Genomic DNA, 22,946 nt, shown 5'->3' on the forward strand with positions numbered 1-22,946 from the left:
TTTCTTCTTGGATATAAGGAGAGCAAGGTGTAGCCGCAGCTTTACAAATGTGCCAGGTCAGGAGGAAGCAATTCTTAGTTTCTTCGTTCACTTAAGGATTCCAAAAATAAATTTGTAATGCCTTCATATAGTTTGTTCGTTGTGCCAAAAGTTACAAACTGCCCGTTTCTTGGAGGCTCTACAATACAATTGATGAAAACAGCTCCTCTTTCAAGCTGAATTGTTATCCTGTTTCGGTATTTTCTAATATCAGAGAAATTGTTCCTGAAGCTTTTTCCTTCGGCAGCTATTAGGGTTTCATTTTCCTTTACTATCCACCAACCATGTATTCTGAAAATTTCTTTTGAAATAGCGAAAGCCTCCTTATTTGAAAAGTTTTCTATTGGAATTACGTAGAAGTACAGCCTTTTATATTGCTTATAGCCTCCCATAAACCAGTAATTATTAGTCCAACAGCAAACTTTAATGTTGGAAATTGATTCCATTCTGGCTGTGACTCATCATAGAAATTCTTCTATTGTAATGTGCTTCCACCTCAAAAGTAAAAAGGTGCCATGAGGTAATGGAAGCCGTAGTTCAATATACTTAATCTTTTCTTATCCATCTTTCTTCTTCCCCCTAACGGGCTTGCCCACAGGGTGGCGTAGCTAACCTATAGGTGTGATTAGGTATTGTAATCCTTTGTTTAAATTTACTTTAACAATATAGAAAAGGGTTAATTAAGCTTTATAACTTTCTTTTTAACTGATCGCTTGTCATCAAACATAAGAATAAAGGTGTACATGCCTGGTGCAAGGGAGGAAATATCTATCTCATCCTCAAAAGAAGTACCCTCCTGCACCTTTCCTATCTGCTGGCCTATGGCGTTAACTATTCGTAAACCAAAGGCGGCAGCACAATCTCCAGCCTTAAAGCGAATCGTGCCTTTGGTAGGGTTAGGGTATACTCCGACCACGGCAGGAGCGCATCCGCCCTCAGGGCACAGCACCGGCTCCAAACCATTGAAGTAGGACTGCATAAAGTTGGGTAGCCCTGCATTGATGTCTACCTCCTCCATACCCCAGTCAAAGTACCTTACATCGCAGTCAAAGCCGCGCTCGTTTGGTCTGTTAATCGTTATCCCTCTGTTATGTGACGCATCCTGAGACAAGTTGCTGCTGATCACATAAATTCTGCCATCTGGGGCCAGTTGCATATCCTTATAGCCATTCAGCGGCCTGTCCGAAGGCCTGTTCAGCGTGGGATTTCCAATGATGATACTTCGTGCGGAGGCGATAACGGCTTTCGGTTCACTTGCTGAAACGTCATACTGCAGTATGTTATCGGTATAAGCTTCTCCCTCCTCCCGCATGCGCAGGCTGTCATTGGCAACATAGAGCTTTGTGTTATCTGGTGAAAAGGAAAGGCCAAACAGCTCGGTGTGGTAACCAAGGGTAATAGGATCTGACAACACACCTGTCTTGTCATCAAAGTTGAAAAGGTCTAATGGGCTGTGCTCTCCATTGACCGCCACAGCAATCTTTCTGCCGTTAGGTGACGCCTTCATCATCCCGCGTAAGGCTCTGTTTCTGTTTTGAGATGATGGCCCATGTACGGAGCCGATGCGCTGCACGAAGGCATCGGACACGCCGTTAGGGGTCAATAAGTTCACATGGAAGGCATCACTGCCCCAACCGTGCGTAACAAGCCAATAGTCCCTGCCGTTGCTGTGCGGTATAGCAGTAAGCTTTTCGGCTAACCTGCTATGCAGCAGCATGTTTTTCTGGTCTGCGACCACAGCGCCCAGTCCGCTTTCCAGGCTCATATCTACAACTGTATACCTCAATTCAAAGCTATGGTCTTGAACAAGGACTCCCAGAGTACACAAATCGTACATTGGCTCGTCTTCCGGGTAAGCGGCGTGATAGAGCGCAAAAACATAGTAGCGATGCGCCTGACCTGGCACCGGAACGATCATGGCTGGCTGGCCGATGGCATTCTGACAGTCAACAGGACTAAAGTCGCCGCCCTTCATTGGCTGATGGTTTCTGTTCCAGATCGTCCTGCCGTTGGTGTAGAAAAGAAGCTCCCCTGTTTCCCGGTGGGAAATGACGGCGCTACCGCCCTCCGTCCGCATGGCACCATTTGTCAGGCGCATGGGACAGCCGTTGTGGAAACTGAACCCTGCCTTGCTTCCGAAATACCAATTTGTCGCCTCCTTCTGAGCATAAGTTGTCAACTGGAGGAGCGTCATGAGGAGAACAAGGAAAGAAGTTCGTTTCATTTTGTTATAGCCGATAGGCGAAGCGTAGTTTACAGGCTGCACGTTAATAGCTGCTGGTTTGTTTTACTTTAATTCAATTGTTAAGATGAAAGCAAAGAGTACAGCGCGCAAAGCTAATAAGAGACACTAGTTTCGGTTTGATAAGTGAGCTTTCAATAACAGTATATATTTGATTATAACAACTTGACACTGGGTGGCACAGCTACCGTAAAGTTGCGGCTGTAACCTGTTATTCTTTATTTTGCAGGTATTCTTCAGTTTTAAAAGAGTCAAATCCTGCTTGTTTTAGTTTGGCTGTTAAAGTAGCACAAACTTCTTTGCTTGCAACTACACCAAACTCCTTCTGATAATCGTGGTTTGTGACCAGAATGTAGTCAGATGCATGAAGGAGCTTTACTGTGTCGCTGTTTAAGCCGGCCAAAGTATCATCAAAGTCAGCGAATCGTTTCGGAAATAGCTCTTCCATCCATTGTATAAACTCGCCTCCTTTTATTTCTTCTTTGCTGTAAATATAGAAATAGTGACCGTATTGGTAAGGATAGAAAAAGCCAGCTTTAGGGTAAATGAGCAGCTCTTGCTCTACCTTCTTTCCAAGGCCGAACCAAGTGCTTTTTTCTTTTTCGAATAGTTTAAACCTTACATTCTGTTCCCTTAATTCATCAAGAGACATTACATACTGGTAGTCTGGAAGGATAAACTGATAAATGCTGTAACCATCAAGCCTGAGAAGTTCATACACGAACGTTTCTTCAATTTCTGAATCAAAATCAACACGAGTTTTGACTTCTTTTCCAACAGAATGAAACAAGGCAATAAAGTGCTTCTTTTTCAAATGATTATAGTATATTAACGGTTAGGCTAAACGGCGGCGGAGGTCCTCGGGCGATGTTGGCGTTTAGCAGTTGTTAAGTCTATTTATTCTCTGCAATGCCCGTACGTCTTTTTTCTGTTTGTGACCTGTTTTAGGAAATTTATCAAAACAGCTGATGCACTAAAGCTGAAACCTGTCACTTATTCTATGAATTTAAAAGGCAAAGCTTCATTGAAACGGCATGATGGCCTCTGAATCAACTTCATTAGGCAATGTTATTTTCTTCTGTAAACTACAGAGGTGCCATCGTTGCCGTCAGTCCATATGTATAACAGGTTGTTTTCTACTTTAAAGAAGCTCTTGATAGAATTTGTCTCATTGTCATAAACAACCCTGTTATAAATCTTATTATCCAAATTGCTAGTTTCTTTGACAATGCTGTACAAGCCGCTCCTTGTTAGTTGCCAATTAGAAATAATTTCATAGCTACTATCTGTGAACTTCATTATAGAACCATTGCCAGGAGAATAATCAGTTAAAGCACCAGTCATGCCATTAGACGCTGATTTCATTTCCCATTCACCAACTATAGAATCATTTGCTATATTTTCTTCGTCGCAACTTGAAAAAGAAAGCATTATAATTAAAAATAGCGGGAGTAAATACCTTTTCATTTTGACGAATTTGTTGAAGAGTTATAACAAGGGTTTGTATGCAATTTTGGAACGGTCACTTTATTACTGTTACTTTTATTTAGATGACTCTTTGTAAATTCAATAGGTTGCACTTGTAAATTTAAATTGTTAAAAATTAAACCTAACGGTACTCGTACATGAGGTGAGCGAGGCTTTCAGCCGAAGCTTTGCTCATGTGTATGGTTAGGCAATTTTCCTTACACTTGCTGAATCAAAACCATTGCTGCCATAGAAAAGCTTCCTTTTCCTTTTCATCCTTCTCAACTTTATTCCAATGTTTATTCAACGGTGTTGAAAATTCTTCCCCACCTGATTTTGTCAAAGAGTCCACCATACTCATTTGAGGACATCCATATGAAGACTGCCTTACCGACAATGTGGTCTTCTGGCACATAACCCCAGTAGCGGGAGTCAAGGGAGTTATGGCGGTTATCACCCATCATGAAGTAATAATCCTGCTTGAAGGTGTACTGCTTTACCTCTTTGCCCTCAATGTACAGCTTACCATCTTTTACAATTGCATCTTTGTTGTGCTCATAGCCAAGAATAGCCTTCTGGTAGAAAGGAAGCGACTCAGATGTTATGGCAACGGAAGCCCCCTTTTGAGGGATGTAGACCGGTCCGAAGTTGTCTTTGTTCCAGTTCAGACTTGGCAAATGAGGAAACACATCCCCAGGTGCGTCCTTCTGCTCCCACAGGGAGACATCCTTTATGAAGGCAAGCGATTTAAGCTGTGCTGCCAACTCAGGAGTGGCGTCAATCACATACCCCGCCTTCCAAAGCATCACATCATTTACCCTGATGCCTCTGTCAAGTAAGAACTTCTCACTTAGCCGCTGGTCTGATTTAATGTAGTACTTGTATTGTGCCTGCGCTGGCATAGCAACTGGCTTGCCATTTATGTACACTTGCCTGTCACGGATTTCAAGGGAGTCGCCTGCCAAGCCGATGGCACGCTTGATGTAGTTGGTGCGCAGGTCGGCAGGGTGCTGCTCCTCTGGGGGAAAGTTAAACACCACTACATCGTTGTGCTTTACCTCTGAAAAGCTTGGCAGTCGGTAAGAGGGAAGCTGTATGGCATCTGAGTATGAGGGAATGTCCGTTCCCCAGATGGTCTGGTGCGTAAGCGGCACCTGCAAGGGAGTGGCAGGCGTGCGTGGACCGTAGTGAAGTTTGCTCACAAACAGAAAGTCCCCCACAAGGAGCGACTTCTCCATCGATGGCGTGGGGATAGTGTAGGCTTCAACTGTTCCCCATCTTATCAGGCTTGCAGCCACCACGGCAAACAAAATGGCATCCCCCCACTCTCCGGCAAAGCTCTTTTTCTTTTTAGGCTCTGTTACGGATGGCTTATTTTTGAAAAGCTTTAATTTCATAAAGACAATGTATTATAATTTTTGAAGAAGCTTATCATGCTGCTCACTCATTTTGTAACCGCCTTTACTTACATCTTCATTCATTTTATTTTTTGATTTTGCTTAACGGTCTTGTACAGGCAACGGGTGAGGCATTAGCCGAACATGATGCCTGTGCTGTGTTGCACTAAACCTTCGGTAGTTCTTTTGTAAAAAGCAGCGGATAAGGGCTATCTTTTGGATTCACTTTAAAGCATAAAAAGATGAAAAAAAAGAGCCTACCCTTATCCAGACTGCTTGCTCTAATGTAGCAGGATTCAGCGAGCTTTACGAGAAGTTCTCTAAAAAAATCACCGTGGCTGGCCGGGGCCAGAGCACCCTCTCCAACTACGCCCGCCACCTGGCCAAGGTGGCCCTGCACTTCAACTGCCTGCCTACCCAGCTGGACCCAGATCAGATCAACGACTACCTCTACCTGGTAAAGCAGGAGCACTGGAATTGCAACAGTTTACTGTAGGCTTTTTTCAGGCAGCCATCGTTTTGTTAAGGAAGAAGTTTTCAAACTGGCAGGGTGTCAGGTAGCCTAATGCCGAATGTCTCCTTTCCCTGTTGTAGAAGCCTTCGATGTATTCAAATACAGCCAGCTTGGCTTCTTGCCTGGTGTTGAATTTTCGGTGGTAGATCAGTTCTGTTTTCAATGTCTTGAAGAAGCTCTCGGCTACAGCATTGTCCCAGCAATTACCTTTCCGACTCATGCTCTGCACCACCGGTACCCCTGCCAGTTGCTCTCTGAAGGCACTGCAGGCATACTGCACACCCCGGTCCGAGTGGAACAGCAATGATTCTGTCACTGGCCTGTTTCTGACCGCCATCCGGAAGGCCGCCACCGTGGTCGACTCCGCATCCATCGTCTCACTCAAAGCCCAGCCCACTACCTTTCTATCGGCCAGGTCCAGTACCGCCGTCAGGTAGAGCCATCCTTCTCGTGTTTTTATGTAAGTGAGGTCCGATACCCATTTCTGGGCCAGCCGCTGGGCACTGAAGTCCCGGTTTAAATAATTGCTCGCTACAGAAAAGCCATGGTCGGAGTCTGTGGTCTGCACCCGGTATTTTTTTCTTACAATGCTTTGAATGCGGTGCTTTCGCATCAGCCGGGCCACTCTCGGTCTGGAGGCCATGATGCCCTGCTCGCGCAGCTCGAAACTAATGCGGGGGCTGCCATAGCGGCACTTGCTCTGCCGGTACACTTCTTTCACAGAGGCAAGAAGCTGTTGCTCTTTTCGCTCCCTTCGCCCCACAGGGTGCTTGAGCCAGTAATAGTACCCGCTTATGCTGACACGCAGCACCCGGCACATCTTCTCAACGGGAAATTGGTACCGGTGCTCCTTTATGAATCCGAATACCGCCCGTCTCCCTTGGAGAAGATGCTCACCGCCTTTTTTAGGATGTCACGCTCCAGCTGCGCCTCCCTGAGCTCCTTTTGTAATCGCTTGATCTCTTTCTGGTCATCTGTGAGCTCGGCAGTCGGCTGCGCAGGCCGGCGCTGCTTGTTGCGCCATTTGCTCAATCTGCCTGGATCTATGCCCAGCTCATCGGCTACTTCTTTTACTGATCCCCTGGCGTAGCTTAGCTCCACGGCCATCTGCTTGAAGGAGTCGTCGTAAACACGTTTTTCCATATAGTCAAAGTTAACAGTTTATAGTAAACTGCCCTTCTTTAACCCTACAGTCAAAGGTAGCAACTTCACACAACACCCCTTCCGACGCTTACTTCAAGTTCACCGTCTACTCCCTGCGCTACGTCTTCCGCATGGAGGGCCTCAAAGACAAGCGCATCGAGCTACCCACCCTGCGGCAAGACCGCAAACTGCCCGTCGTGCTCAGCAAGCCCGAGGTCAAACGACTGCTCTCTGCACCCAAACTACTCAAGCACCGCGTGCTGCTGGCTACCCTCTACGGCTGCGGGCTGCGCAATTTCGAGCTGTGCAACTTAAAACTCCCCGATGTGGACTTTGACCGCAGGATGCTGCATGTGCGCCAGGGCAAGGGAGGCAAGGATCGCTACGTGCCCCTGAGCGAGCACCTGATCCGCGGCCTGCAAGCCTACATCCAGGCCGAGTGCCCGCAACAGTGGCTCTTCAACGGGCAGGTACAGGAAAATGAGCAGGGGCTGCGCGACAGGCGCTACACCACCGTCGGCGTGCAGTGGGTGGTACGGGAGGCCAGAAAGGCAGCCGGCATCCAAAAGCAGGTTACCCCCCACACGCTGCGCCACACCTTCGCCACCCACCTGCTGGAGGACGGCCTGGACATCGTCTCCATCAAGGAGCTGTTGGGCCACGCCTGCATCGACACCACCATGGTCTACCTGCATGTGGCCCAGGGCGGCCGGAAAAAGCCCTTCTCCCCGCTCGATACGCTTTATAGCTAGTGCGGGCAAAACACGAAGTGGCCGATGTGTTGAGACAACACTGGCAAAAGGTGGAGCGCCACCCGCAGATCAACGCCTGGCAGCTGCGCACCCTTGGAGCCATCATGCGCTGCCGCACTGGGGCCATGGGCGGGCACGTGGACGCCTGCTCTGACTGCGGCCAGGTGCGCGTGAGCTACAACTCCTGCCGTAACCGCCACTGCCCCAAGTGCCAGGGCAGAAAGCGCGAGCAGTGGATACAGGCAAGGGAGGCCGAGCTCCTGCCCGTGCCTTACTTCCACGTGGTCTTCACCCTGCCCGATACGCTAAACCAGTTGGCCCTCTGCCAGCCAAAAGTTGTCTACAACACCCTCTTTGAGGCGGCCTGGCAGACACTGCTCACCTTTGCCGGGGACAAAAAGCACCTGGGGGCAAGGCCGGGCATGGTGGCCGTGCTCCACACCTGGGGGCAGACCCTCTCGCTGCACCCGCACCTGCACTGCGTCGTGCCGGGCGGGGGCCTGCGTGAAGACGGCAAGTGGAAGGGAGCCCGCAGCAAAGGTAAGTACCTCTTCCCGGTGAAGGCCATGAGCCGGGTCTACCGGGCTAAGTACGTGCAGCTGCTCAAGGCAAAGCTGCCCGATGTGGAGAAGGCACTGATCAGCGCGCTGTTCAAAAAAGAGTGGGTGGTGTACGCCAAGCGCCCTTTTGCAGGACCTGAGCATGTGGTGGAGTACCTGGGCCGCTACACCCACAAGATCGCCGTCTCCAACCACCGCCTCACCCAAGTAGACGCACAGACAGTGAGCTTTTCTTGTAAGGATTACCGGCAAGGAGCGCGCAAGTTGGAGATGAAGCTGGAGGCAATGGAGTTCATCCGCCGCTTCTCCCTCCACATCCTGCCAAAGGGTTTTGTCAGGATACGCCACTACGGCATACTCAGTGGCACGGGCAAGCAAACGGCCATTCCGGTGATCCGGCAGCAGCTGCCCGAGGAGAAGAAACGGAAAGTGGAGCCCCGCCAGCTGGAGGAATACAACCCGCTCCTCTGCCCCTGCTGCAAGAAGGAGACGATGGTCACCCTGCAGGTGCTGGCCAAAAGGGGGCCGCCGCAGGGCCTGAGGACAGAGCGTGAGTACCGGCAGTTCGAAAAAGGGATCTTAAAAAAACAACCACCCGAAGGTGGCCTGGCGCAGCTATGCCCACTGCGAAGGGAAAGCCATGAAAAAAGCGAAAACAGGAAACAAAAAAGGGAAGAGCACCTTCCACCACCACACGCAAGGCGCCACATCCGGTGCGCGATGGCTATAAAGCAGCCTTCCTAAAAGTATCTAAAGCAAACTCTTTCCGACTTAAAACCCATAACAGGCTGCCCGGTTAGTGCAACCACGGCTTCATTGTCGGCACTCCGTACCCAACGAAGCCTTAGTTGTTAGCCTTAGTTATTTTCTAGGGAACAGGTTTAGGCAATTCTTTTACATATTCAAAAATTTGCTGAATATCCTTTTCAGTGAGAAAGCTGAATTGTTCGTTCTCTTGATATATCAATCCTATTCCCTTTGCATTCTTATTGTTTGGTTGTGCCTCCTTGTCGATATGAACAGATGTCGTTAAACGTTTGCTGAAATCTTCTTCGGTTAAGTCAACCATGCCTTCCCATGGAGGTCCAACAAATTCTTCCCATGTGTCATGGCAGCTACTGCAGTAGTAATCAACAAGGGTCTTTCCCCAATCAGAGTCACCAGGGGAACTTTTATTGAATCTGCCTCCGAAATAGACCAATCTGTCATTGTCGAAGAACAAAAGGTCAGGTTTCCCTTTTTCCCCTTTTGCTGTATTATAAAAGTTTTTCCTTACAAGGAGTTTCCCTTTTTCATCAAAGTATTTCCAGGTTGAGAAAGGGTTCGTGTCAAGCAACTCACCTTCAACAAGCTTCTTTCCGTTGTATGACAGCTCAAATTCCCTACCTTCTTGTGAAACCTCCAAATCCACAGCAGGCTTGACTTTATCCTTGCAACTCAGGAGCAAGAACATCAAGATAGCAAAAAGGAGAATCAAGTTTTTCATACTAATCAAGCTGCTTTCTCTATTGTATTTGATTAAGGCTAACGGCTAGTGTACACGACGGCGAAGGCCATCGGCCGAGGTGACGTTTATACCTGGTTAGAGCTTTTTTTTTCTATTTTTGAATCTCACCAGTTGCCAAATTCACCCAGAAATTGAAATACATATTTCTCCCGTCCGCAACTACCCTCAGTTCATCCAACTCTTTATTATTCTTAAGGAAGGAACTATGAATAGCGTTTACGAATATCAATTTCTGTCCATTTGAATTTACTGCAGATAGGAGCTGATAATAGTAAGCCTCTGGTTCAAATAGGTAGTTGGAGTTCTTTATCATTTCTGCATGATGCGGGCTTCTCTGAATTTCTTTATTTATCTTTGGTTCAAGGGCTTTATTCTTTTCCTGTACATACCTTACAATAAGTCGGTTCAAGTCCGCAATTTCCTTTTTGTCAATATGTCCCGGACGAAGCGTATCCCCTTTTCCTACAACACCTATGTATTCTTCGTAGTCAAGTTGATAATATTTGCCTTCGCGTAAAGGGTCATTAGTTTGGGCTTGCAAACTTGCTCCTAAAGCAACTAGACTAAGTGCTAGGAACAAAGCAATAGACATGGATCTGGATGCTTTCATATTTTTAAATTAGCTCTAACGTTACTCGTGCAGCCGAAGCCCGAAGCGTAGCGAGGGTTAAAGCTGCACTTTGTTAGCGCTTGGTGCTTTTTCATGCTTGATAGACGTTCACGAAAAGCGAATTAAATATTCAAGCACAATCAAAGCTGGTATTGTAAATGGTAGCAGTATCGAAAACCAAAATCCAAAATTGAAAAGCCTTTGTCGAAATACTTCACTATTCACCTCGTTAAAGTTGTTATCAACTACATAGCCGAGACTGTAAAATAAATTGGCTATAAGCATCATAATCAAATAACCAATACCTTGAAAGAATGTCGTAAACAATGTTACTTCAAAGCTATTGTCGTAGGGAGCAATCAAGATTCCTCCTAATATAGCATAAGAAAAAAAGGCTGTTATACCTGCGACGATAAGCCCCATATTATACTTTGCTCTTTTACTTTCCCACCACTCTCTGACCGCCAAAGCATTTGTGTCCTTTACTTCTGATAATTGTAATGAGTCGTCACGTCTTGAACCTTTCACCGAAAACGACTTAATAGCAAGTATAGCCACTATGAAAAGCAAGATTGTGAGCCCAACAGTTATCATCTCATTGATTGTTATTTATCTTTAGCATCTCCGCTAACGGCAGTTTGTCTAAAAACCTCTGCCCGTTTCTTGGTTAAAGATAGTGATTTGTAGATATATTGCACTAGAGGAAGGGATTTTTATACGTTGGCTGTAGCCCCGCCAGCAGGCCCCAAACATGGCTTTTAGGGTCCACAACACGCTTAAAGAGGCGGCATAGTAAGCCAGCAGCCGCTCCAAGCCGACGATATTAAAGATGCGGCGCAGGTTGTAGGCCATCAGCATCAGGCCCACGTCAGCCGAGGCGCGTTCCATTCCCTGCTTGGTGAGCACGTAGCTGTAGCCCCACTGCCGCTTGAGCGTGCCGAAGGGGTGCTCCACGATAGCCTGCCGGCGCTTGTAAAGATCAGGCTGTGCGGCGATGTTCCGCCGGTTTTGCTCAAAGACCGGCGTGTAGGTGTTGCGCTCGATGAGCTTGCCGTTCCTGGCTGTCGTGCAGTGGTGACGCACCGCGCACGTCTTGCAGGCCTTGGTGCGGTACTGGTGGAAGCTGGTCGGGTGAGCCCGGCTCAGGTGCTTGGTGTAGACGTGCCCGTTGGTGGTGAGCGTGTGGCCTTCGGGGCAGGTATAGGTATCGCTTGTGTGGTCATAGGCGAAGTGCTCTACGTTATAGGCTGGGTCCGGCGCGTTGGATGCGGGCGCAGGCACGGCCACCAGTGCCGTGATGCCCAGCCCCTGGGCGGTCTCCAGCTCCGAGCCAGCATAGTAGCCCTTGTCAAAGAGGGCCGTGAAAGAGTGGTTGCGCACGATGCTCTTGGCCCGCCGAAGCATGCCTCCCATCGCCAGGCGATCGTTGTGGTTGGTGACGCGGTAGTCGAGCAAAAGGCAATGCCGGGCGTCTACCGTGGCCTGCACGTTGTAGGCCACTTCGGTGATGGTGTTTCTAATAATCAGCTGCCGGCTCTCGGCATCGGAAGTGGAGACCTGGTCCTCACCCGAGTCCTCCAGGTAGCGCAAAAGTCTCAGGTAGTGCTCGCGCCGCAGCGCGTGGCGGGCCATGGCGTCCAAAAGCGGCTCCACCTGGTTTGTCTGCGCCAGCGCCTGCTGTAAGTCCGAAAGCCTCTCTTCGATGTAAGTGAGGTGGCGGGCAATCTTGCCCCGGTTGTAGTTGTTCTTCTTGGAGTTCTGTGCCCGCAGCTTGGTGCTATCGCCGGCCAACAGCTCGCCGCCGATCAGGTCAAAGTGCTGCGCCATTTTCACGGTGGCCCGGAAGACACGGGTGATGGCCTTTGAGTTGTTCTTGCGGAAATTGGCGATGGTGTTGTGGTCAGGAGCCAGCTGGCCCAAGAGCCACATCACCTCCAGGTTGCGGCCGCACTCCCGCTCCAGGCAGCGTGAGGAGCGGATGCGGTTCAGGTATCCGTAGACCAGCAGCTTGAGGAGTATGGACGGGTGGTAAGCAGGTCGCCCGTTCTCGGGGAAGTCGGTGCGGAAGCCCAGCTTCTCCAAAGGCAGGGAATCGACGAAGGCGTCGATGAAGCGGACCTCGTTGTCCGGGGAGATCAGCTCCTGCAGGCTGGCCCCGCCACCGGGAGGCTCGTCCCGGCTATAGGCTTGCTTGAATTTCATAGCGCAAGTGGATAAGTGTCTTATCACTTAGCCACTTAGCTTGATAAAAGTTGCAGAAAGTAAGATGTTATTAGACAGTCTGACGGTTTTGTGTATACCTTGTGCGAGGCCATCAGCCGAAGCATAGGGTATAAACTGTGTTGGCTAAAGTATTTTTATTTTTAAGTATTGATAATCATTGTTGAGATCACCGTCTTCATCCCAGAATGCTTGAGCGTGTAGCACTTTTACAACAAGTGTAGATGGGTTTAACCAAAAAACTTCCTGTGGCTCTAATGCGACCATCCACTTACTGAAACTTGCGTCCAATTCTTTTTTGACTTTCTGGCCGTCTTCAACCTTATACAATTGAAAGTCGGAGCTTAAGTCATAAGGATTCGTGTAAATAGAAACTATGTATTTACCGTCAGGCGAAAAATAAGGATAGTCATTGAAGCTGATTATTTCCTTTCCATTATCTGAGCTGTACAGCATATACTCTCCATCTTCATAGTAACCAATGGATAAAAGATAAGCATTTAAGTAGCTAACATGTCCCACATAGTTGTAGACTTTCATGCTCTCTTCGGCATTGGGGGAGCTTACATATTCTACTTTCCCGTTGCCAGTAGTTACTGCAAGTACTGAGTCTTTACTTGACACTAAAGCATTTTGACGGTTAACAAAATGATCATCTTTACTTTTTGCTTTCTCAAATTCTTCCTTGTCAATGATATTAATCAAGACTTTGTCCTTCAACTGAACTTGGTTATGGGTTTCATACAGATCCTTAGTTTTAAGCTTAATCTGGGTGAGCGACCCAATATCTGCTTTTGGCAAATACACTACTTCCCAACCTGAAGAGGCGACATGCTGACCATTTCTTATAAAGCTTCTGCCAATCCGCTCCTTGATTTGGTACCAGTTTTCTTCGTCACCGATTACTTCCACTCTATACCCATACTCAAGTGTGTCAAGTATAGCAGATTCCTGGTCTGGCTTTTCATATATGAAACTACCGCTGGACTTTACAACAAATAGCTTCTTGATGGTAGGAATTTCATAAACATCAACATTTTTCTCTACAGCAGCCTTCTCTGAAGAGTTATGTTCTTTTGGTTCATTTTCTGAGTTACTTGAAGTATCAGAATTTGAGCAGCTTAATGCAGTGAATGCAGTAAACAGAAAGAAGAAAACAGCTTTTATTTTCATTTAATATTGTAGCCAACGGACTTGGACAGCCTAAGCCCGCAGCGTAGCAAGGGTTAAGGCTGTGTTGGGTTCTACGGTGTTTTTCTTCTTTTATTAGAAAAGAGTATTTTGATTTATAGGTTGATTTAGCTTAAATTTCATAGGACTTCCTTCTATTATTTGCACTTCATTAAGCTTTTTTAAATAAGAAGTCATTTGTCTTGTACTCCAATTAATTTTAACCCTTTTTAGAATATCTTTAGAAGTGAATACCTGTCCATATTGCAGTAAAAAAATGATTTTTTCTTTCACTAATTCTTCTTCGTTATTTTTAGATTTTGCTTCAACCTTGTAATTATTTTGGGGAACATCGAATAAGGGTTCATTGACATTTGAACCAGCATGTTTCTTAGTTGAGTATGTAGATTTATCAACATTTTGCAACTGTTCTACCGAAAAATAACTATTTAAATCCCACGATTTTATCAGGCTATTTACAAAATTAATTCGTTCATCAATAATCTGTATTTCTTCTCCAAATAGTCTGAAATTTTCAATTTGTAGAGGCTCAACTAATAGTAAGTCATATTTATTTTCAGACATATACTTTTGTCTTAACTCCATTAACAATCTGCCAAGTGCATTAACCCCAACTAATGTGTTGTCATTATGTATTTCTCTTACTGCACCCCAAAACCTATCTTTTCTAGAGTCTTCAACAATTTGTTTTGGATATGTTTCTTCTAATAGTTTGCCAAATTTGATAAAGTTTTGAGCAAGTTTAACTTGCAAAGACCATCTCATAATTGCTATCCTAACACTATCCCAATCTTTTCGAGTATGGGTTCTATGCGGTTTACTTTTCATTTTGGCAGTCATTGGGCTTTTTTCATTGATGATTTGCCGTTGTACATCGGGCAAGTCGGGGAATCTACAGGCCTGATATAATGCCTCTGACGTCAAAATTTTATGACCATTAACTACTAATGGGTAGCCTGAACACATATTTGAGAGCCCACCAAATGCTTCATTGGTTTTTCTAAACCAAACTACTTCTTTATCATTATACTCCCTTGAACTATATTTTTTCTCAATACTTATCATAAACCAGTCCTTTCACTACTAAAATTTCGTCATTTCAAATTACAAAACTATCGTTTATTGACGAATAAAGGTGTAAAGCCCCCTCCTCTGTACCAAAAAACTAAAGGAGTATTATTTGCAACATTTCTCCAAGTGAAAATCAAAGCACCAAATCCAAAATCTTTATAAGCTGGTAATGAGTATCCTAAAGGGCGTATATTTGTCATTGTTACATTTGAATTCCTTAGTATCTCTATACCTTTCTTTAAAAAAATCAGTTCTAATCGTTTTCTATTATCAGATGAAGAATAAAATTCTTCTGTATTTACATCACTTCTGAAAAAGTCTGAACTATAACTGGAGAACCCTTTAGATTCAGCATGTGCATTAGCTTCATTCTCTACTTTTTCTTTATACTCATATACAAAATCAGGTAGATTCTCTTCAACTGGTTTTAAGGCTGCAGCCTTAAACCAATAGATTGAAAGAACATTGATTAAATTTTTAAAATCATCGCTTACATTATAATAGAACTGCCCTAATTTCTTATAATAATATTTCTCTGCTATGAACATATAGAAAACTGTTAAATCAATTTCTTTTGACCTTAGTTTTGCTAATCTATCTTTTCCTGCCTCTGTTGCCCAGTCTTTCAGGTTATTAAAAGAAGTATTCCCTGTACATAGAACATCATCAATGTATATATTATGCTTATGTGAAATTGACCCAAGGTTGTCAGAATTATAATTGAAGTTCTCCTTTAAAACTTCAAATAACAATTCAAGAAGCTTTTTCTGACTTTTACCTTCTGCTTGTAAATCAAGAAAGTTTGAATTGTCAAGAAGTTCTCTATGAGTAGAATAGCCAAAGTTTTCCTTTAGCTTCTCAATTATTCCTTTAAGAAATTTCTTAACTCTTTCTTTTGAAAAATATACTTTACTAAAAATGTGATTCAATTCATTTAAAATAAAAATCTTTTCATCATCTGGAAATTGATTAATCCAAGTTATTATAGCCTGCTCTGAAACACCAAGACCTTCATCTTCTCTGTAATCCTTTATGATTTGATGTAGTTGTTTGATTTCTTTTTCCATGAATTTTATTTTTCTTAAATACCGTAGAACGGTTAGTATATGCAAAGCACGCAGCGTAGCAAGGGTTTTGTATATACAGGGTTATGTCTTGTCATTTTTCATTCATCCCCCTAATACGTTATCACGAATTTTTCAATTTCTGCCCAATCGTCGGATGGTTGCTTATTCCCGCCTGTGTGCCAAGTGTTGTAAACTAAAGTACCTGTCGGACTTTTAAAGAGGCTGAAAGTTCTATCTTTTGGTTTTAATTCTTTGTTTAATGGATAGGTCAATCCGAATTCTGTGAAGTTTTTATTGTTAACTTCAATGATTTTTTCGTAACCAAGGAGCTCAAATATTTTGCAATAAAGTTTTCCTACAGAAGTGATTACTTTAAGTTCTGAATGTTTATTAGCTTCTTCTGCTATCAACATTAACTCTTGCAGATACTGCTTGCACTCCTTTTTATTTAGGTTTAGCTTTGCCCAACTTTTAGAATGCCAATAACAGATTTCCAAAGCGAAAGGATTAAGATTACTACTGGAACCTGTTTTTATTTCTACTAAACGGTTTATCCATTGGTTTCTATGTTGCCACCAAGTTCCGCCTAAATTGTCGCTGAAAGTATCTAAGTATGGGAATTTTTCTGCAAAGTTTTGATAGTCGTTTATTGCATTACCTAACTTTACAAAGCTTCCTGTGTGCATATCTTGAAGCTCTCCAATTACTTGACCCGGATTAAGATTAAGAATGACGCAACTGTTTTTGAATGGGTTTCCAAAATAAGGTTCTAATAATGCATTAGGTACTAATGCTTGATTGTCCTTGCCAGAATAAATAGTTGAAAAAATATCCCTGTTGTAAAATTCGTGCGGTTCTTTACTCCATTCTTTGATGGACTCATTCCAATTATTTAACCAATTCTTCAGTATCATATCATTCTGATTAAGTTGCCGTTTTTTTCTCTTAATTCATTTTTCCCATCCTTTCTGGTTATATGGATTTTTTCGCCACTCCATACAGCATTAACTGCGTTACCTGTCCCAATTTTTCGGATTAGGTTGCCACGTTCATCTTTAAGTTCAACGTAGCCGTTTTTCAATGTTAGTATCATTTTAAAAGAGTTTTTTAAACCAATTTGCATTGCCTTCTTCAATTGCCTGCGGCAATTTATTTTTATCGTAAAATTCAATCTCCATTCTCCAGAATTTTTTAAGATTTATAGAACCTGAAATGGATGCCGGGTTAATGGCTTTGATTACAGAAACATCAATATTGGCTGAAAAATCTACTGTTTCTTCAAAGACTTCCAAAGTTTGATTGCTATGTTCTCTTGCCTGAAATATTGTTTTAAACTTTGGCAAATCAGCTGTAAATAAAACTGCTTTTCTGGCTCTTGCTAAGTCAATTGGGCTTTCTCCGAATTCTTTAATCCGTAAAGTTTCCATATTACTGTCAGAGGAACTTCCAACTGTTCCGCCCTTAAAGCCAAAAGATGTATTAATCTTTTTCCCAATTGCCTCTTTAATTACTATTCGCTTTGCGCCCAAAAATGTAAGGATAGTAATCATTTCTTCAAGAATGATATCCTTGATTAATTCTACTGAGTTCTTTAATGGAATTAATTTATTTGAAAGCTTTGGATGTGTAATATAAAGACCAGTATCAAAAACTCCGAACTCACCTGATAAGTGAAAACTTTTAGGTACATTGTTTCTTTCAACAATGATTAATTCACTTCCACCACCTGATTGCATTAGCTTTTTAAGAACATCTGTACTAAAGTTAGGTACACAGTCAATTATCGGGCTGAACAGAGATTTTGGCTCAAGGCTATAATTCCCTTTTGTACTTGCGTTATTAAAAGATATGCCGCCTAATGCCCAGTCTAAACATTCACTATCCGTTTTAAACCAAGAGTTATAATTTTCATTGTATAAAAATTCTGCTGCGGTTGAAACGAATGATTCTTCAATCTCATTAATTTTATTCAATGCTTTCGATTCAACTTTTCCTTTTAAAAATGAAGGAACCGCTAAAATTGGAGATGTTGCAACTTTTGCAACCGTAACTACATTTTCTATCCCTTTCTTTGTCAAAGATGATATGGGTAATTTAGAAGTTGCCGAATGAACAAAATTGCTTTCATTTACCCTGCTATAACTTCCTTCTGAAAAATCAGGAGGAAGCTTGTCAACTATTGCTATATATCTCATTTTTATTAATTTTTATTAGACATAACGTTAGGCCAGATGGTGTCTCGTTGGAGGGTCGCTGTGCTCTGCAAGGTTCCTCCAATGGCATCTGGACGGTGTTGGTCGAGGGGGTTTTCCCTTTCTTCTCCCGGATTAATGCGAACTTTTTCTTTTTATTTCAAGGGAAAACACCCTGCATGGTTGGGTTATTTTCTCCTATTAAAATCAACTTCTAAGTGGCGCTTTAGCCCTATGGCAATACTGTTAATAGTGAGGTATTAGCAATGTTGCCAGAGGCGTCAGGCCCCGGGCTGGCAACCACCAAAAGAAAGACTAACTCTATCATTGGCCTCTCTATTGCCAGCAACTCTCTGTAAAAGAGCCACCCTGGCCGAAGTTCCATACTTGACTTTGTCATTTCCCAAGTATAACTTCGCCCCACTGTAAGTCTTGCCTGGACGCCCCCGTCCGAAAGCCAGCTTTCTCCCGGCACCGCCGAAGCAAGACTCACGGCCTAAACTCCATTTATGCCTTTGGCTCTTTTCCTGATCGTTGCCCGGCTTTAGTGGCCTTTGATGCCGCCCAGCCCTAAAAAAAGCCTGAAAGACACGCCACTTTAAAACCTGAAAATAAGCCCAATCACGGCCAACGTTCTCGTACAGGCAATGGGTGAGGCAGTAGCCGAACATAATGCCTGTGCTTTGTTACCTGCTTGAGTTCTTCTTTTTCTTGTTAATGATGATGAGATATTTTCAAGAGAAAAAATACTCTGTCATCTCGTCTAAAAATTCTTTGTCCGTTATGGGCAAACCAGATTTAGAACCCAAAACGGAATCTATATTACATTTAGGGCAAACTGCTGTCATTCCACCATCACTTTCTTCAAACCATTCCTTAATTTCATTTGGAGCAAAAGTGTTTTGACAGTAAAAGCATGCACAAACCTCACTCGCTAGCACTTCTTCTCTATGAGAATAACAATGAGTATGGGCTTTTATCAAATAGTCTACACTATACTTCATTTTCATTCATACTTTTCTCTTACAGGTAACGGGTTAGTGCAGCTGATGGGCGAAGCGTAGCTGAGCATAAAAGCTGCATTGGGTTAGGGCTTGTTGTTTTACTGACTTACTCTTATAGGTTCTCTTCTGACCTTACTTCCAAACTTTTCGTTTCTTTCTTTTTCTAATTGCAGGTTGTTACTCAACTGATATAGATTGTTATAGCTGCTACTATCGCTTTGGTATGGTTCTAGAAGGTCATTAGTTTCCTTACTATACACTAACTTTGAGCCCTTTTTATTTATGCTCTCCAGCCTGCCGAGTCCACCACTAAATAGGAGTACCGTATCATCTGGTTGGAACTGGATAAACCAAAATAGTCCATCGTCAAATTGCCAATCGATAACAGCTGAAGCCTGCTGTGATTCTATGCCTTCAAGTGAGTATGCACCGTCATACAGATAGACTTTCTTTTCTTTGTTAAGTCGGGTTATGGTATTTTGTCCGAACTTATAGTGCAGTAAACTTTCTTCTGGTGTACATCCAATGAGCAACAGCAAAGAAAGTAATGTCAAATTCTTTAGTCTATTCAAGTTCATTTCATACTTCACTATTTGCCCTAACGGTTTGCATATGGCTTGTGGCGGTTTCGAAGCACTTTCCTGTCCACCGAAACTAAAGCTGGCTAGGGAGCGAAAACCTTGCTGGCAGCCGTTCACCCGCCATAAGCTATATGCGTTGTTGTAGGCAGGCTTTTTTTATTCTTTTTCAATTAATCCAAGTTCCTTTAATTGTCTTTTTAGGTTATCACCCCAAAAGGTGAATTTCCCATAGAATTCAAGACAGTCTTCAATTGTTTTAGGCTTGTCTAGCTCAGGTAATACAAACTGTTCAAAGTCGAAAATTAAAGAGTCTTTAAATTCTTCTAAGTCCGTGTTGTTAGTTATGGAGTATCCTTGATTGTCTCCAAATTTTCTTTTTTTTCGGTCTGGCAGAAAGGCTCCTTCATCAAGGTGAACCGTCAAATCATTGTATGTTGCTTTTTTCTTATTCTCGTCCTTCACTATTGCTTTCAAAGCAATTCCGATATTGAATCGAAAGTCTACACTGTCTTGTGAGTTCCAGGAATAGTTCTGGAGATTAATTACGTTGAAAAATTCTCCTTTGTCTTTCCACCAAGTTTGTCCAGATGTCTGATAGCCCCATTCTTTTAATGTTGGTTTGAGGTAAGTCTTAATAAATTCCTTCTGTTTCTCTTTTGCAGTCATCTGTTTTTAGCTTGCCTACAACGTACTTGGCTTTGCCGTGGCGTAGCTACGGTAAAGGTGTGGTTAGGCTAAGTAGTTCTTCACATTTATAATTCATACTGCAAGTAAAGCCTGAAGCAAAATATTTTCATCAATTTTTACTTAAGAAGTGTCTATTTCTTAAAGTTAAAAAAGAGTTCTAAGCAAAAGAGCCATTCCTATAATAATAGCCATAAAAGCACCTGCAAACATGCTAATGTTATTCCCATACTTATCAATGACTCTTTCATCTTTATTACTAAAGAGGTAGTACATTATAATAATTCCTAACAGAAGCAACAGTACTCCAAGAACAAGCTCATACCAATCCATTATTATTCTGTCATTTCATTAACTAACATTTTGCCTAACTTGTAGCTAAACGGAAGTCTATTCGGCTTATCTGCACTATGTGCGGAGGAATATTCACCTGTACTAGCAGGTTCTTTCCATAATGTATTTCCTAAAGCCTGCTCCCATTGCATATTCTTTAGCTAATATAGCTCTTTTCTATAAATTGTCAAGCGGGCTCACGATTTTATCCAGCGCGTGCGTCGTCACATGCGCGTAGATCTCGGTGGTTTTGCTGCTCCTGTGCCCCAGCAGCGTCTGGATATAGCGCAGGTCCGTTCCCTGTTCCAGCAGATGCGTGGCGAAAGAATGGCGGAGCGTGTGGGGCGTGACCTTAGCCTTGATTCCAGCCCTTTCCACACAGGCCCTGAAAACATTGCGCGTGCTGTCAACCGTGTACTGCCCGCCAGACTGCCCCTCAAATAGCCATTCCTTCGGTCGGTAGGCTTTATAGTAGGCCCTGAGGTTCTCCAAGAGTTTCTGCGAGAGGAGCGTAGTGCGATCCTTCTTACCCTTGCCGCCCCTGATGAGCAGCAGGTTGCGCTCTGACTTTACATCCGTCAGTTTCAGATTGATCACCTCGCCAATTCTCAGGCCACCGGAATACAAAAGCTGCAGCAGGCACTTGTGCTTCAGATTATTCGTCGCCGAGAGTATCTTCAACACTTCCTGCTTACTGAGCACCGTGGGCAAACGGTCAGGCTTCTCGGGCCGCTCCACATCGCGCAGCTGCACCTCATGGCGGCCCAGCACCCGCTGGTAATAGAACTTGACGGCGTTGATGCTCTGGTTCACAAAAGAACAGGAGTAGGTGCCCCCCTGCACCATCTGCCGGTGGTACTGGTTGATACCCTCCTCGCTAAAAGCATTTACTTGCTCCATACCCTTGGCCTTATGGCTGTTAAGGAAGCGAAGCAAAAGACTGTGGTAGGTGCGAATGGTGTTCATGGAGTAGTTCAGGAGGTAGAGCTTCTCCAGGTAATCGATCGGGCAGGTGATGTAATTATCCGCTTTCACATACGTCTGCTCCCACAGCCTGCGCAGCAAGAGCACGTCGCGCACCACCAGCTCCGGGCTCAGCCATAGCCAGCCTTTTCCATCGAGCTCCTCGGCCAGTTGCTGCATGTGCTGCCCGCCCTCGGGGATGGCAAAGCACTTCTGCTCCCCCTGCCAGGTGGCAAGGCCGCTGCATTTGAGCGTTTCATATACCTGCTGGCTGTAGCGGAAGGTAACGCTGATAACCGTTTTGCCGCCAGCCGCGAGCATGGGCTGAAGCCTGACCACCGGCAAATCCGGCATCTTCTCAAGTGGCTCCCCACGCTGTTCACCAGCCAGCACAGGCACTAGCTTATTGGGTTTCAGCCTTTTGGGGCGGTACAGGTAGCGCGTGTTCACCAGGGCCAACCCCTGAAAGTGGGTGTGTGTCATCTCAATGGCCTGCGGGCTGTGGTGCATCACAAAGCACTTGTACTGCTTACTGTATTTCACCCAGGGCGCCTCTTTCAACCTGTTGACAATAAAAGGGTTGGGCTTGTGCCATAACCGGATAAACTGCTTTCCCTCGTGTTCTAGCGTGTTCAGGTAAAGGATGGGAGAAGTATGATAAGTCTGCTGCATAGGGCCTATTGTTAATTTTGCCCAAATGTAAACCCCACAGTCAACGCATCCGTTTTATGAAACACCTAAGTGCGTTTCTAAACGCAACTATACGTTTCAAAAAACGGATGTTCCAATGAAGGAGGAAAAGCAGTGCCCGCAGTGCGGCAACAAGTTGAGCGGCAGATTAGACAAGCGCTACTGCTCCAACCAGTGTCGGGCGCAGGCCCACAACGCGAACAGGCGGCAGAATGAGGGGGAGCAGCTCATGCTCAGCCTCAATGCCACCCTACGCCGCAACCGCACCATTCTCCGGCAGGCCAGTCCCCAGGGGAAAACCAGCACTTACCGGCAAGTGCTGGAGATGGCCGGCTTCGACTTCCGCCACTTCACCCACCTCTACCGCACCAAAAGCGGCAACACCTACCACTTCTGCTACGACTACGGCTACCTGCTGCTTGAGGAAGAGAAGGTGATCATCGTCAACTGGCAGCCATACATGGAGCAAGGAAAGTAAAGCAACTGAACAGGTAAATTATCCGCACCTGTGCAAGGCGCTCCCTGTCGTATTGATTCGGTGGCTAGGTTTTACAGGCCCTGTACGGGATATCCCGGTACGCTTCCAGCTTTTAGTAAACTACGCTAGTTGGTAAACAGCAAGTAAAGTAAAGAAGGTTGCGTATGGATGTACAGCTGATGAGTGATCGTACCCATACTTTGAGAGAGACTAAATAACCTGATAGATCTGGCAAAACAAA

The 22,946-nt window shown here is 44.6% G+C and carries 25 protein-coding genes and 1 pseudogene; 4 read left to right on the top strand and 22 right to left on the bottom strand.

What is annotated here, in order from left to right; genetic code table 11:
* Positions 1 to 74: 74 nt before the first annotated feature.
* The 5 genes from ACSX1A_RS11270 to lepB form a co-directional block, all read right to left on the bottom strand.
* Positions 75 to 485 carry a hypothetical protein gene (locus ACSX1A_RS11270; RefSeq protein WP_439879757.1) on the bottom strand — a complete coding sequence of 137 codons (411 nt, stop codon included), beginning with the start codon at positions 483 to 485 and terminating at the stop codon, positions 75 to 77.
* A gap of 230 nt (positions 486 to 715) precedes the next feature.
* The gene (locus tag ACSX1A_RS11275; RefSeq protein WP_439879758.1) at positions 716 to 2,263 is read right to left on the bottom strand and encodes a T9SS type A sorting domain-containing protein; all 1,548 of its coding nucleotides are present in this window, start codon (positions 2,261 to 2,263) and stop codon (positions 716 to 718) included.
* A 229-nt stretch (positions 2,264 to 2,492) separates the two neighbouring features.
* Positions 2,493 to 3,095 (bottom strand): hypothetical protein, encoded by a 603-nt coding sequence (locus ACSX1A_RS11280; RefSeq protein ID WP_439879759.1) that lies wholly within the window; start codon positions 3,093 to 3,095, stop codon positions 2,493 to 2,495.
* 254 nt (positions 3,096 to 3,349) lie between these two features.
* Positions 3,350 to 3,748, bottom strand: coding sequence for a hypothetical protein (locus ACSX1A_RS11285; RefSeq protein ID WP_439879760.1), 399 nt, complete (start codon positions 3,746 to 3,748; stop codon positions 3,350 to 3,352).
* 299 nt (positions 3,749 to 4,047) lie between these two features.
* Entirely contained in the window at positions 4,048 to 5,145 is a 1,098-nt protein-coding gene (lepB, locus tag ACSX1A_RS11290) for a signal peptidase I (RefSeq protein ID WP_439879761.1), read from the bottom strand.
* A gap of 334 nt (positions 5,146 to 5,479) precedes the next feature.
* Between lepB and ACSX1A_RS11295 the strand changes: the two genes are divergently transcribed.
* A complete protein-coding gene (locus ACSX1A_RS11295) occupies positions 5,480 to 5,641 on the top strand; it encodes a hypothetical protein (protein ID WP_439879762.1) in 162 nt (53 codons plus the stop codon).
* Positions 5,642 to 5,648: 7 nt separating this feature from the next.
* Here ACSX1A_RS11295 and ACSX1A_RS11300 read toward each other — a convergent pair whose 3' ends face one another.
* Together ACSX1A_RS11300 and ACSX1A_RS11305 are read right to left on the bottom strand one after the other, a co-directional pair.
* Entirely contained in the window at positions 5,649 to 6,515 is an 867-nt protein-coding gene (locus ACSX1A_RS11300) for an IS3 family transposase (protein ID WP_439883551.1), read from the bottom strand.
* Positions 6,512 to 6,802 (bottom strand): transposase, encoded by a 291-nt coding sequence (locus tag ACSX1A_RS11305; protein WP_439879712.1) that lies wholly within the window; start codon positions 6,800 to 6,802, stop codon positions 6,512 to 6,514. Before ACSX1A_RS11305 ends, ACSX1A_RS11300 begins: the two co-directional genes overlap by 4 nt.
* A 131-nt stretch (positions 6,803 to 6,933) precedes the next feature.
* On the opposite strand from ACSX1A_RS11305, the gene ACSX1A_RS11310 reads away from it, so the two are divergent.
* Both ACSX1A_RS11310 and ACSX1A_RS11315 read left to right on the top strand, forming a co-directional pair.
* Positions 6,934 to 7,554 carry a tyrosine-type recombinase/integrase gene (locus tag ACSX1A_RS11310; protein ID WP_439879763.1) on the top strand — a complete coding sequence of 207 codons (621 nt, stop codon included), beginning with the start codon at positions 6,934 to 6,936 and terminating at the stop codon, positions 7,552 to 7,554.
* Positions 7,554 to 8,648: pseudogene (locus tag ACSX1A_RS11315) on the top strand (IS91 family transposase); the annotation flags it as partial. The gene ACSX1A_RS11310 and the pseudogene ACSX1A_RS11315, both read left to right, overlap by 1 nt.
* Positions 8,649 to 8,982: 334 nt before the next feature.
* On the opposite strand, the gene ACSX1A_RS11320 reads toward ACSX1A_RS11315, so the two are convergent.
* From ACSX1A_RS11320 to ACSX1A_RS11390, 15 genes are all read right to left on the bottom strand, one after another.
* Positions 8,983 to 9,600: a c-type cytochrome gene (locus ACSX1A_RS11320; protein ID WP_439879764.1), complete on the bottom strand. Its 618-nt coding sequence runs from the start codon at positions 9,598 to 9,600 to the stop codon at positions 8,983 to 8,985.
* 112 nt (positions 9,601 to 9,712) lie between these two features.
* Positions 9,713 to 10,231: a hypothetical protein gene (locus ACSX1A_RS11325; protein WP_439879765.1), complete on the bottom strand. Its 519-nt coding sequence runs from the start codon at positions 10,229 to 10,231 to the stop codon at positions 9,713 to 9,715.
* Positions 10,232 to 10,339: 108 nt separating this feature from the next.
* Positions 10,340 to 10,759 carry a hypothetical protein gene (locus ACSX1A_RS11330; protein ID WP_439879766.1) on the bottom strand — a complete coding sequence of 140 codons (420 nt, stop codon included), beginning with the start codon at positions 10,757 to 10,759 and terminating at the stop codon, positions 10,340 to 10,342.
* Between the two features lie 114 nt (positions 10,760 to 10,873).
* Positions 10,874 to 12,433, bottom strand: a complete 1,560-nt coding sequence (locus tag ACSX1A_RS11335) for an IS1182 family transposase (protein WP_439879732.1) — start codon at positions 12,431 to 12,433, stop codon at positions 10,874 to 10,876.
* A gap of 144 nt (positions 12,434 to 12,577) precedes the next feature.
* Entirely contained in the window at positions 12,578 to 13,624 is a 1,047-nt protein-coding gene (locus ACSX1A_RS11340) for an SH3 domain-containing protein (protein ID WP_439879767.1), read from the bottom strand.
* A 93-nt stretch (positions 13,625 to 13,717) separates the two neighbouring features.
* Positions 13,718 to 14,707 (bottom strand): NADAR family protein, encoded by a 990-nt coding sequence (locus tag ACSX1A_RS11345; protein ID WP_439879768.1) that lies wholly within the window; start codon positions 14,705 to 14,707, stop codon positions 13,718 to 13,720.
* A 47-nt stretch (positions 14,708 to 14,754) separates the two neighbouring features.
* Positions 14,755 to 15,780, bottom strand: a complete 1,026-nt coding sequence (locus tag ACSX1A_RS11350) for a phosphoribosyltransferase-like protein (RefSeq protein ID WP_439879769.1) — start codon at positions 15,778 to 15,780, stop codon at positions 14,755 to 14,757.
* 110 nt (positions 15,781 to 15,890) lie between these two features.
* Positions 15,891 to 16,694: a hypothetical protein gene (locus ACSX1A_RS11355; RefSeq protein WP_439879770.1), complete on the bottom strand. Its 804-nt coding sequence runs from the start codon at positions 16,692 to 16,694 to the stop codon at positions 15,891 to 15,893.
* A complete protein-coding gene (locus ACSX1A_RS11360) occupies positions 16,691 to 16,873 on the bottom strand; it encodes a hypothetical protein (RefSeq protein WP_439879771.1) in 183 nt (60 codons plus the stop codon). Before ACSX1A_RS11360 ends, ACSX1A_RS11355 begins: the two co-directional genes overlap by 4 nt.
* A 1-nt stretch (position 16,874) precedes the next feature.
* Positions 16,875 to 17,975: a hypothetical protein gene (locus tag ACSX1A_RS11365; RefSeq protein WP_439879772.1), complete on the bottom strand. Its 1,101-nt coding sequence runs from the start codon at positions 17,973 to 17,975 to the stop codon at positions 16,875 to 16,877.
* A 229-nt stretch (positions 17,976 to 18,204) separates the two neighbouring features.
* Positions 18,205 to 18,465: a hypothetical protein gene (locus tag ACSX1A_RS11370; RefSeq protein ID WP_439879773.1), complete on the bottom strand. Its 261-nt coding sequence runs from the start codon at positions 18,463 to 18,465 to the stop codon at positions 18,205 to 18,207.
* 241 nt (positions 18,466 to 18,706) lie between these two features.
* Positions 18,707 to 18,982, bottom strand: a complete 276-nt coding sequence (locus ACSX1A_RS11375) for a hypothetical protein (RefSeq protein WP_439879774.1) — start codon at positions 18,980 to 18,982, stop codon at positions 18,707 to 18,709.
* Between the two features lie 92 nt (positions 18,983 to 19,074).
* On the bottom strand, positions 19,075 to 19,674 hold the full coding sequence (locus tag ACSX1A_RS11380) for a hypothetical protein (RefSeq protein ID WP_439879775.1): 600 nt from the start codon (positions 19,672 to 19,674) through the stop codon (positions 19,075 to 19,077).
* Positions 19,675 to 19,713: 39 nt separating this feature from the next.
* A complete protein-coding gene (locus ACSX1A_RS11385) occupies positions 19,714 to 20,223 on the bottom strand; it encodes a DUF4304 domain-containing protein (protein ID WP_439879776.1) in 510 nt (169 codons plus the stop codon).
* 528 nt (positions 20,224 to 20,751) lie between these two features.
* Complete coding sequence (locus tag ACSX1A_RS11390) at positions 20,752 to 22,209, bottom strand: tyrosine-type recombinase/integrase (RefSeq protein WP_439879777.1); 1,458 nt, start codon at positions 22,207 to 22,209, stop codon at positions 20,752 to 20,754.
* A 115-nt stretch (positions 22,210 to 22,324) separates the two neighbouring features.
* Here ACSX1A_RS11390 and ACSX1A_RS11395 point away from each other — a divergent pair, with 115 nt between their 5' ends.
* Positions 22,325 to 22,705: a hypothetical protein gene (locus ACSX1A_RS11395; protein ID WP_439879778.1), complete on the top strand. Its 381-nt coding sequence runs from the start codon at positions 22,325 to 22,327 to the stop codon at positions 22,703 to 22,705.
* Positions 22,706 to 22,946 lie beyond the last annotated feature (241 nt).

The sequence above is a fragment of the Pontibacter sp. MBLB2868 genome, assembly GCF_051904785.1.
In the GTDB taxonomy this organism is placed as follows: domain Bacteria; phylum Bacteroidota; class Bacteroidia; order Cytophagales; family Hymenobacteraceae; genus Pontibacter.

Excerpts from the sequence above, each read along its gene's own strand:
- ACSX1A_RS11270 (WP_439879757.1), bottom strand. The coding sequence starts at position 485 with ATGGAATCAATTTCCAACATTAAAGTTTGCTGTTGGACTAATAATTAC.
- ACSX1A_RS11275 (WP_439879758.1), bottom strand. The coding sequence starts at position 2,263 with ATGAAACGAACTTCTTTCCTTGTTCTCCTCATGACGCTCCTCCAGTTG.
- ACSX1A_RS11285 (WP_439879760.1), bottom strand. The coding sequence starts at position 3,748 with ATGAAAAGGTATTTACTCCCGCTATTTTTAATTATAATGCTTTCTTTT.
- lepB (WP_439879761.1), bottom strand. The coding sequence starts at position 5,145 with ATGAAATTAAAGCTTTTCAAAAATAAGCCATCCGTAACAGAGCCTAAA.
- ACSX1A_RS11305 (WP_439879712.1), bottom strand. The coding sequence starts at position 6,802 with ATGGAAAAACGTGTTTACGACGACTCCTTCAAGCAGATGGCCGTGGAG.
- ACSX1A_RS11310 (WP_439879763.1), top strand. The coding sequence starts at position 6,934 with ATGGAGGGCCTCAAAGACAAGCGCATCGAGCTACCCACCCTGCGGCAA.
- ACSX1A_RS11320 (WP_439879764.1), bottom strand. The coding sequence starts at position 9,600 with ATGAAAAACTTGATTCTCCTTTTTGCTATCTTGATGTTCTTGCTCCTG.
- ACSX1A_RS11325 (WP_439879765.1), bottom strand. The coding sequence starts at position 10,231 with ATGAAAGCATCCAGATCCATGTCTATTGCTTTGTTCCTAGCACTTAGT.
- ACSX1A_RS11335 (WP_439879732.1), bottom strand. The coding sequence starts at position 12,433 with ATGAAATTCAAGCAAGCCTATAGCCGGGACGAGCCTCCCGGTGGCGGG.
- ACSX1A_RS11340 (WP_439879767.1), bottom strand. The coding sequence starts at position 13,624 with ATGAAAATAAAAGCTGTTTTCTTCTTTCTGTTTACTGCATTCACTGCA.
- ACSX1A_RS11345 (WP_439879768.1), bottom strand. The coding sequence starts at position 14,707 with ATGATAAGTATTGAGAAAAAATATAGTTCAAGGGAGTATAATGATAAA.
- ACSX1A_RS11350 (WP_439879769.1), bottom strand. The coding sequence starts at position 15,780 with ATGGAAAAAGAAATCAAACAACTACATCAAATCATAAAGGATTACAGA.
- ACSX1A_RS11355 (WP_439879770.1), bottom strand. The coding sequence starts at position 16,694 with ATGATACTGAAGAATTGGTTAAATAATTGGAATGAGTCCATCAAAGAA.
- ACSX1A_RS11360 (WP_439879771.1), bottom strand. The coding sequence starts at position 16,873 with ATGATACTAACATTGAAAAACGGCTACGTTGAACTTAAAGATGAACGT.
- ACSX1A_RS11365 (WP_439879772.1), bottom strand. The coding sequence starts at position 17,975 with ATGAGATATATAGCAATAGTTGACAAGCTTCCTCCTGATTTTTCAGAA.
- ACSX1A_RS11375 (WP_439879774.1), bottom strand. The coding sequence starts at position 18,982 with ATGAAAATGAAGTATAGTGTAGACTATTTGATAAAAGCCCATACTCAT.
- ACSX1A_RS11385 (WP_439879776.1), bottom strand. The coding sequence starts at position 20,223 with ATGACTGCAAAAGAGAAACAGAAGGAATTTATTAAGACTTACCTCAAA.
- ACSX1A_RS11390 (WP_439879777.1), bottom strand. The coding sequence starts at position 22,209 with ATGCAGCAGACTTATCATACTTCTCCCATCCTTTACCTGAACACGCTA.
- ACSX1A_RS11395 (WP_439879778.1), top strand. The coding sequence starts at position 22,325 with ATGAAGGAGGAAAAGCAGTGCCCGCAGTGCGGCAACAAGTTGAGCGGC.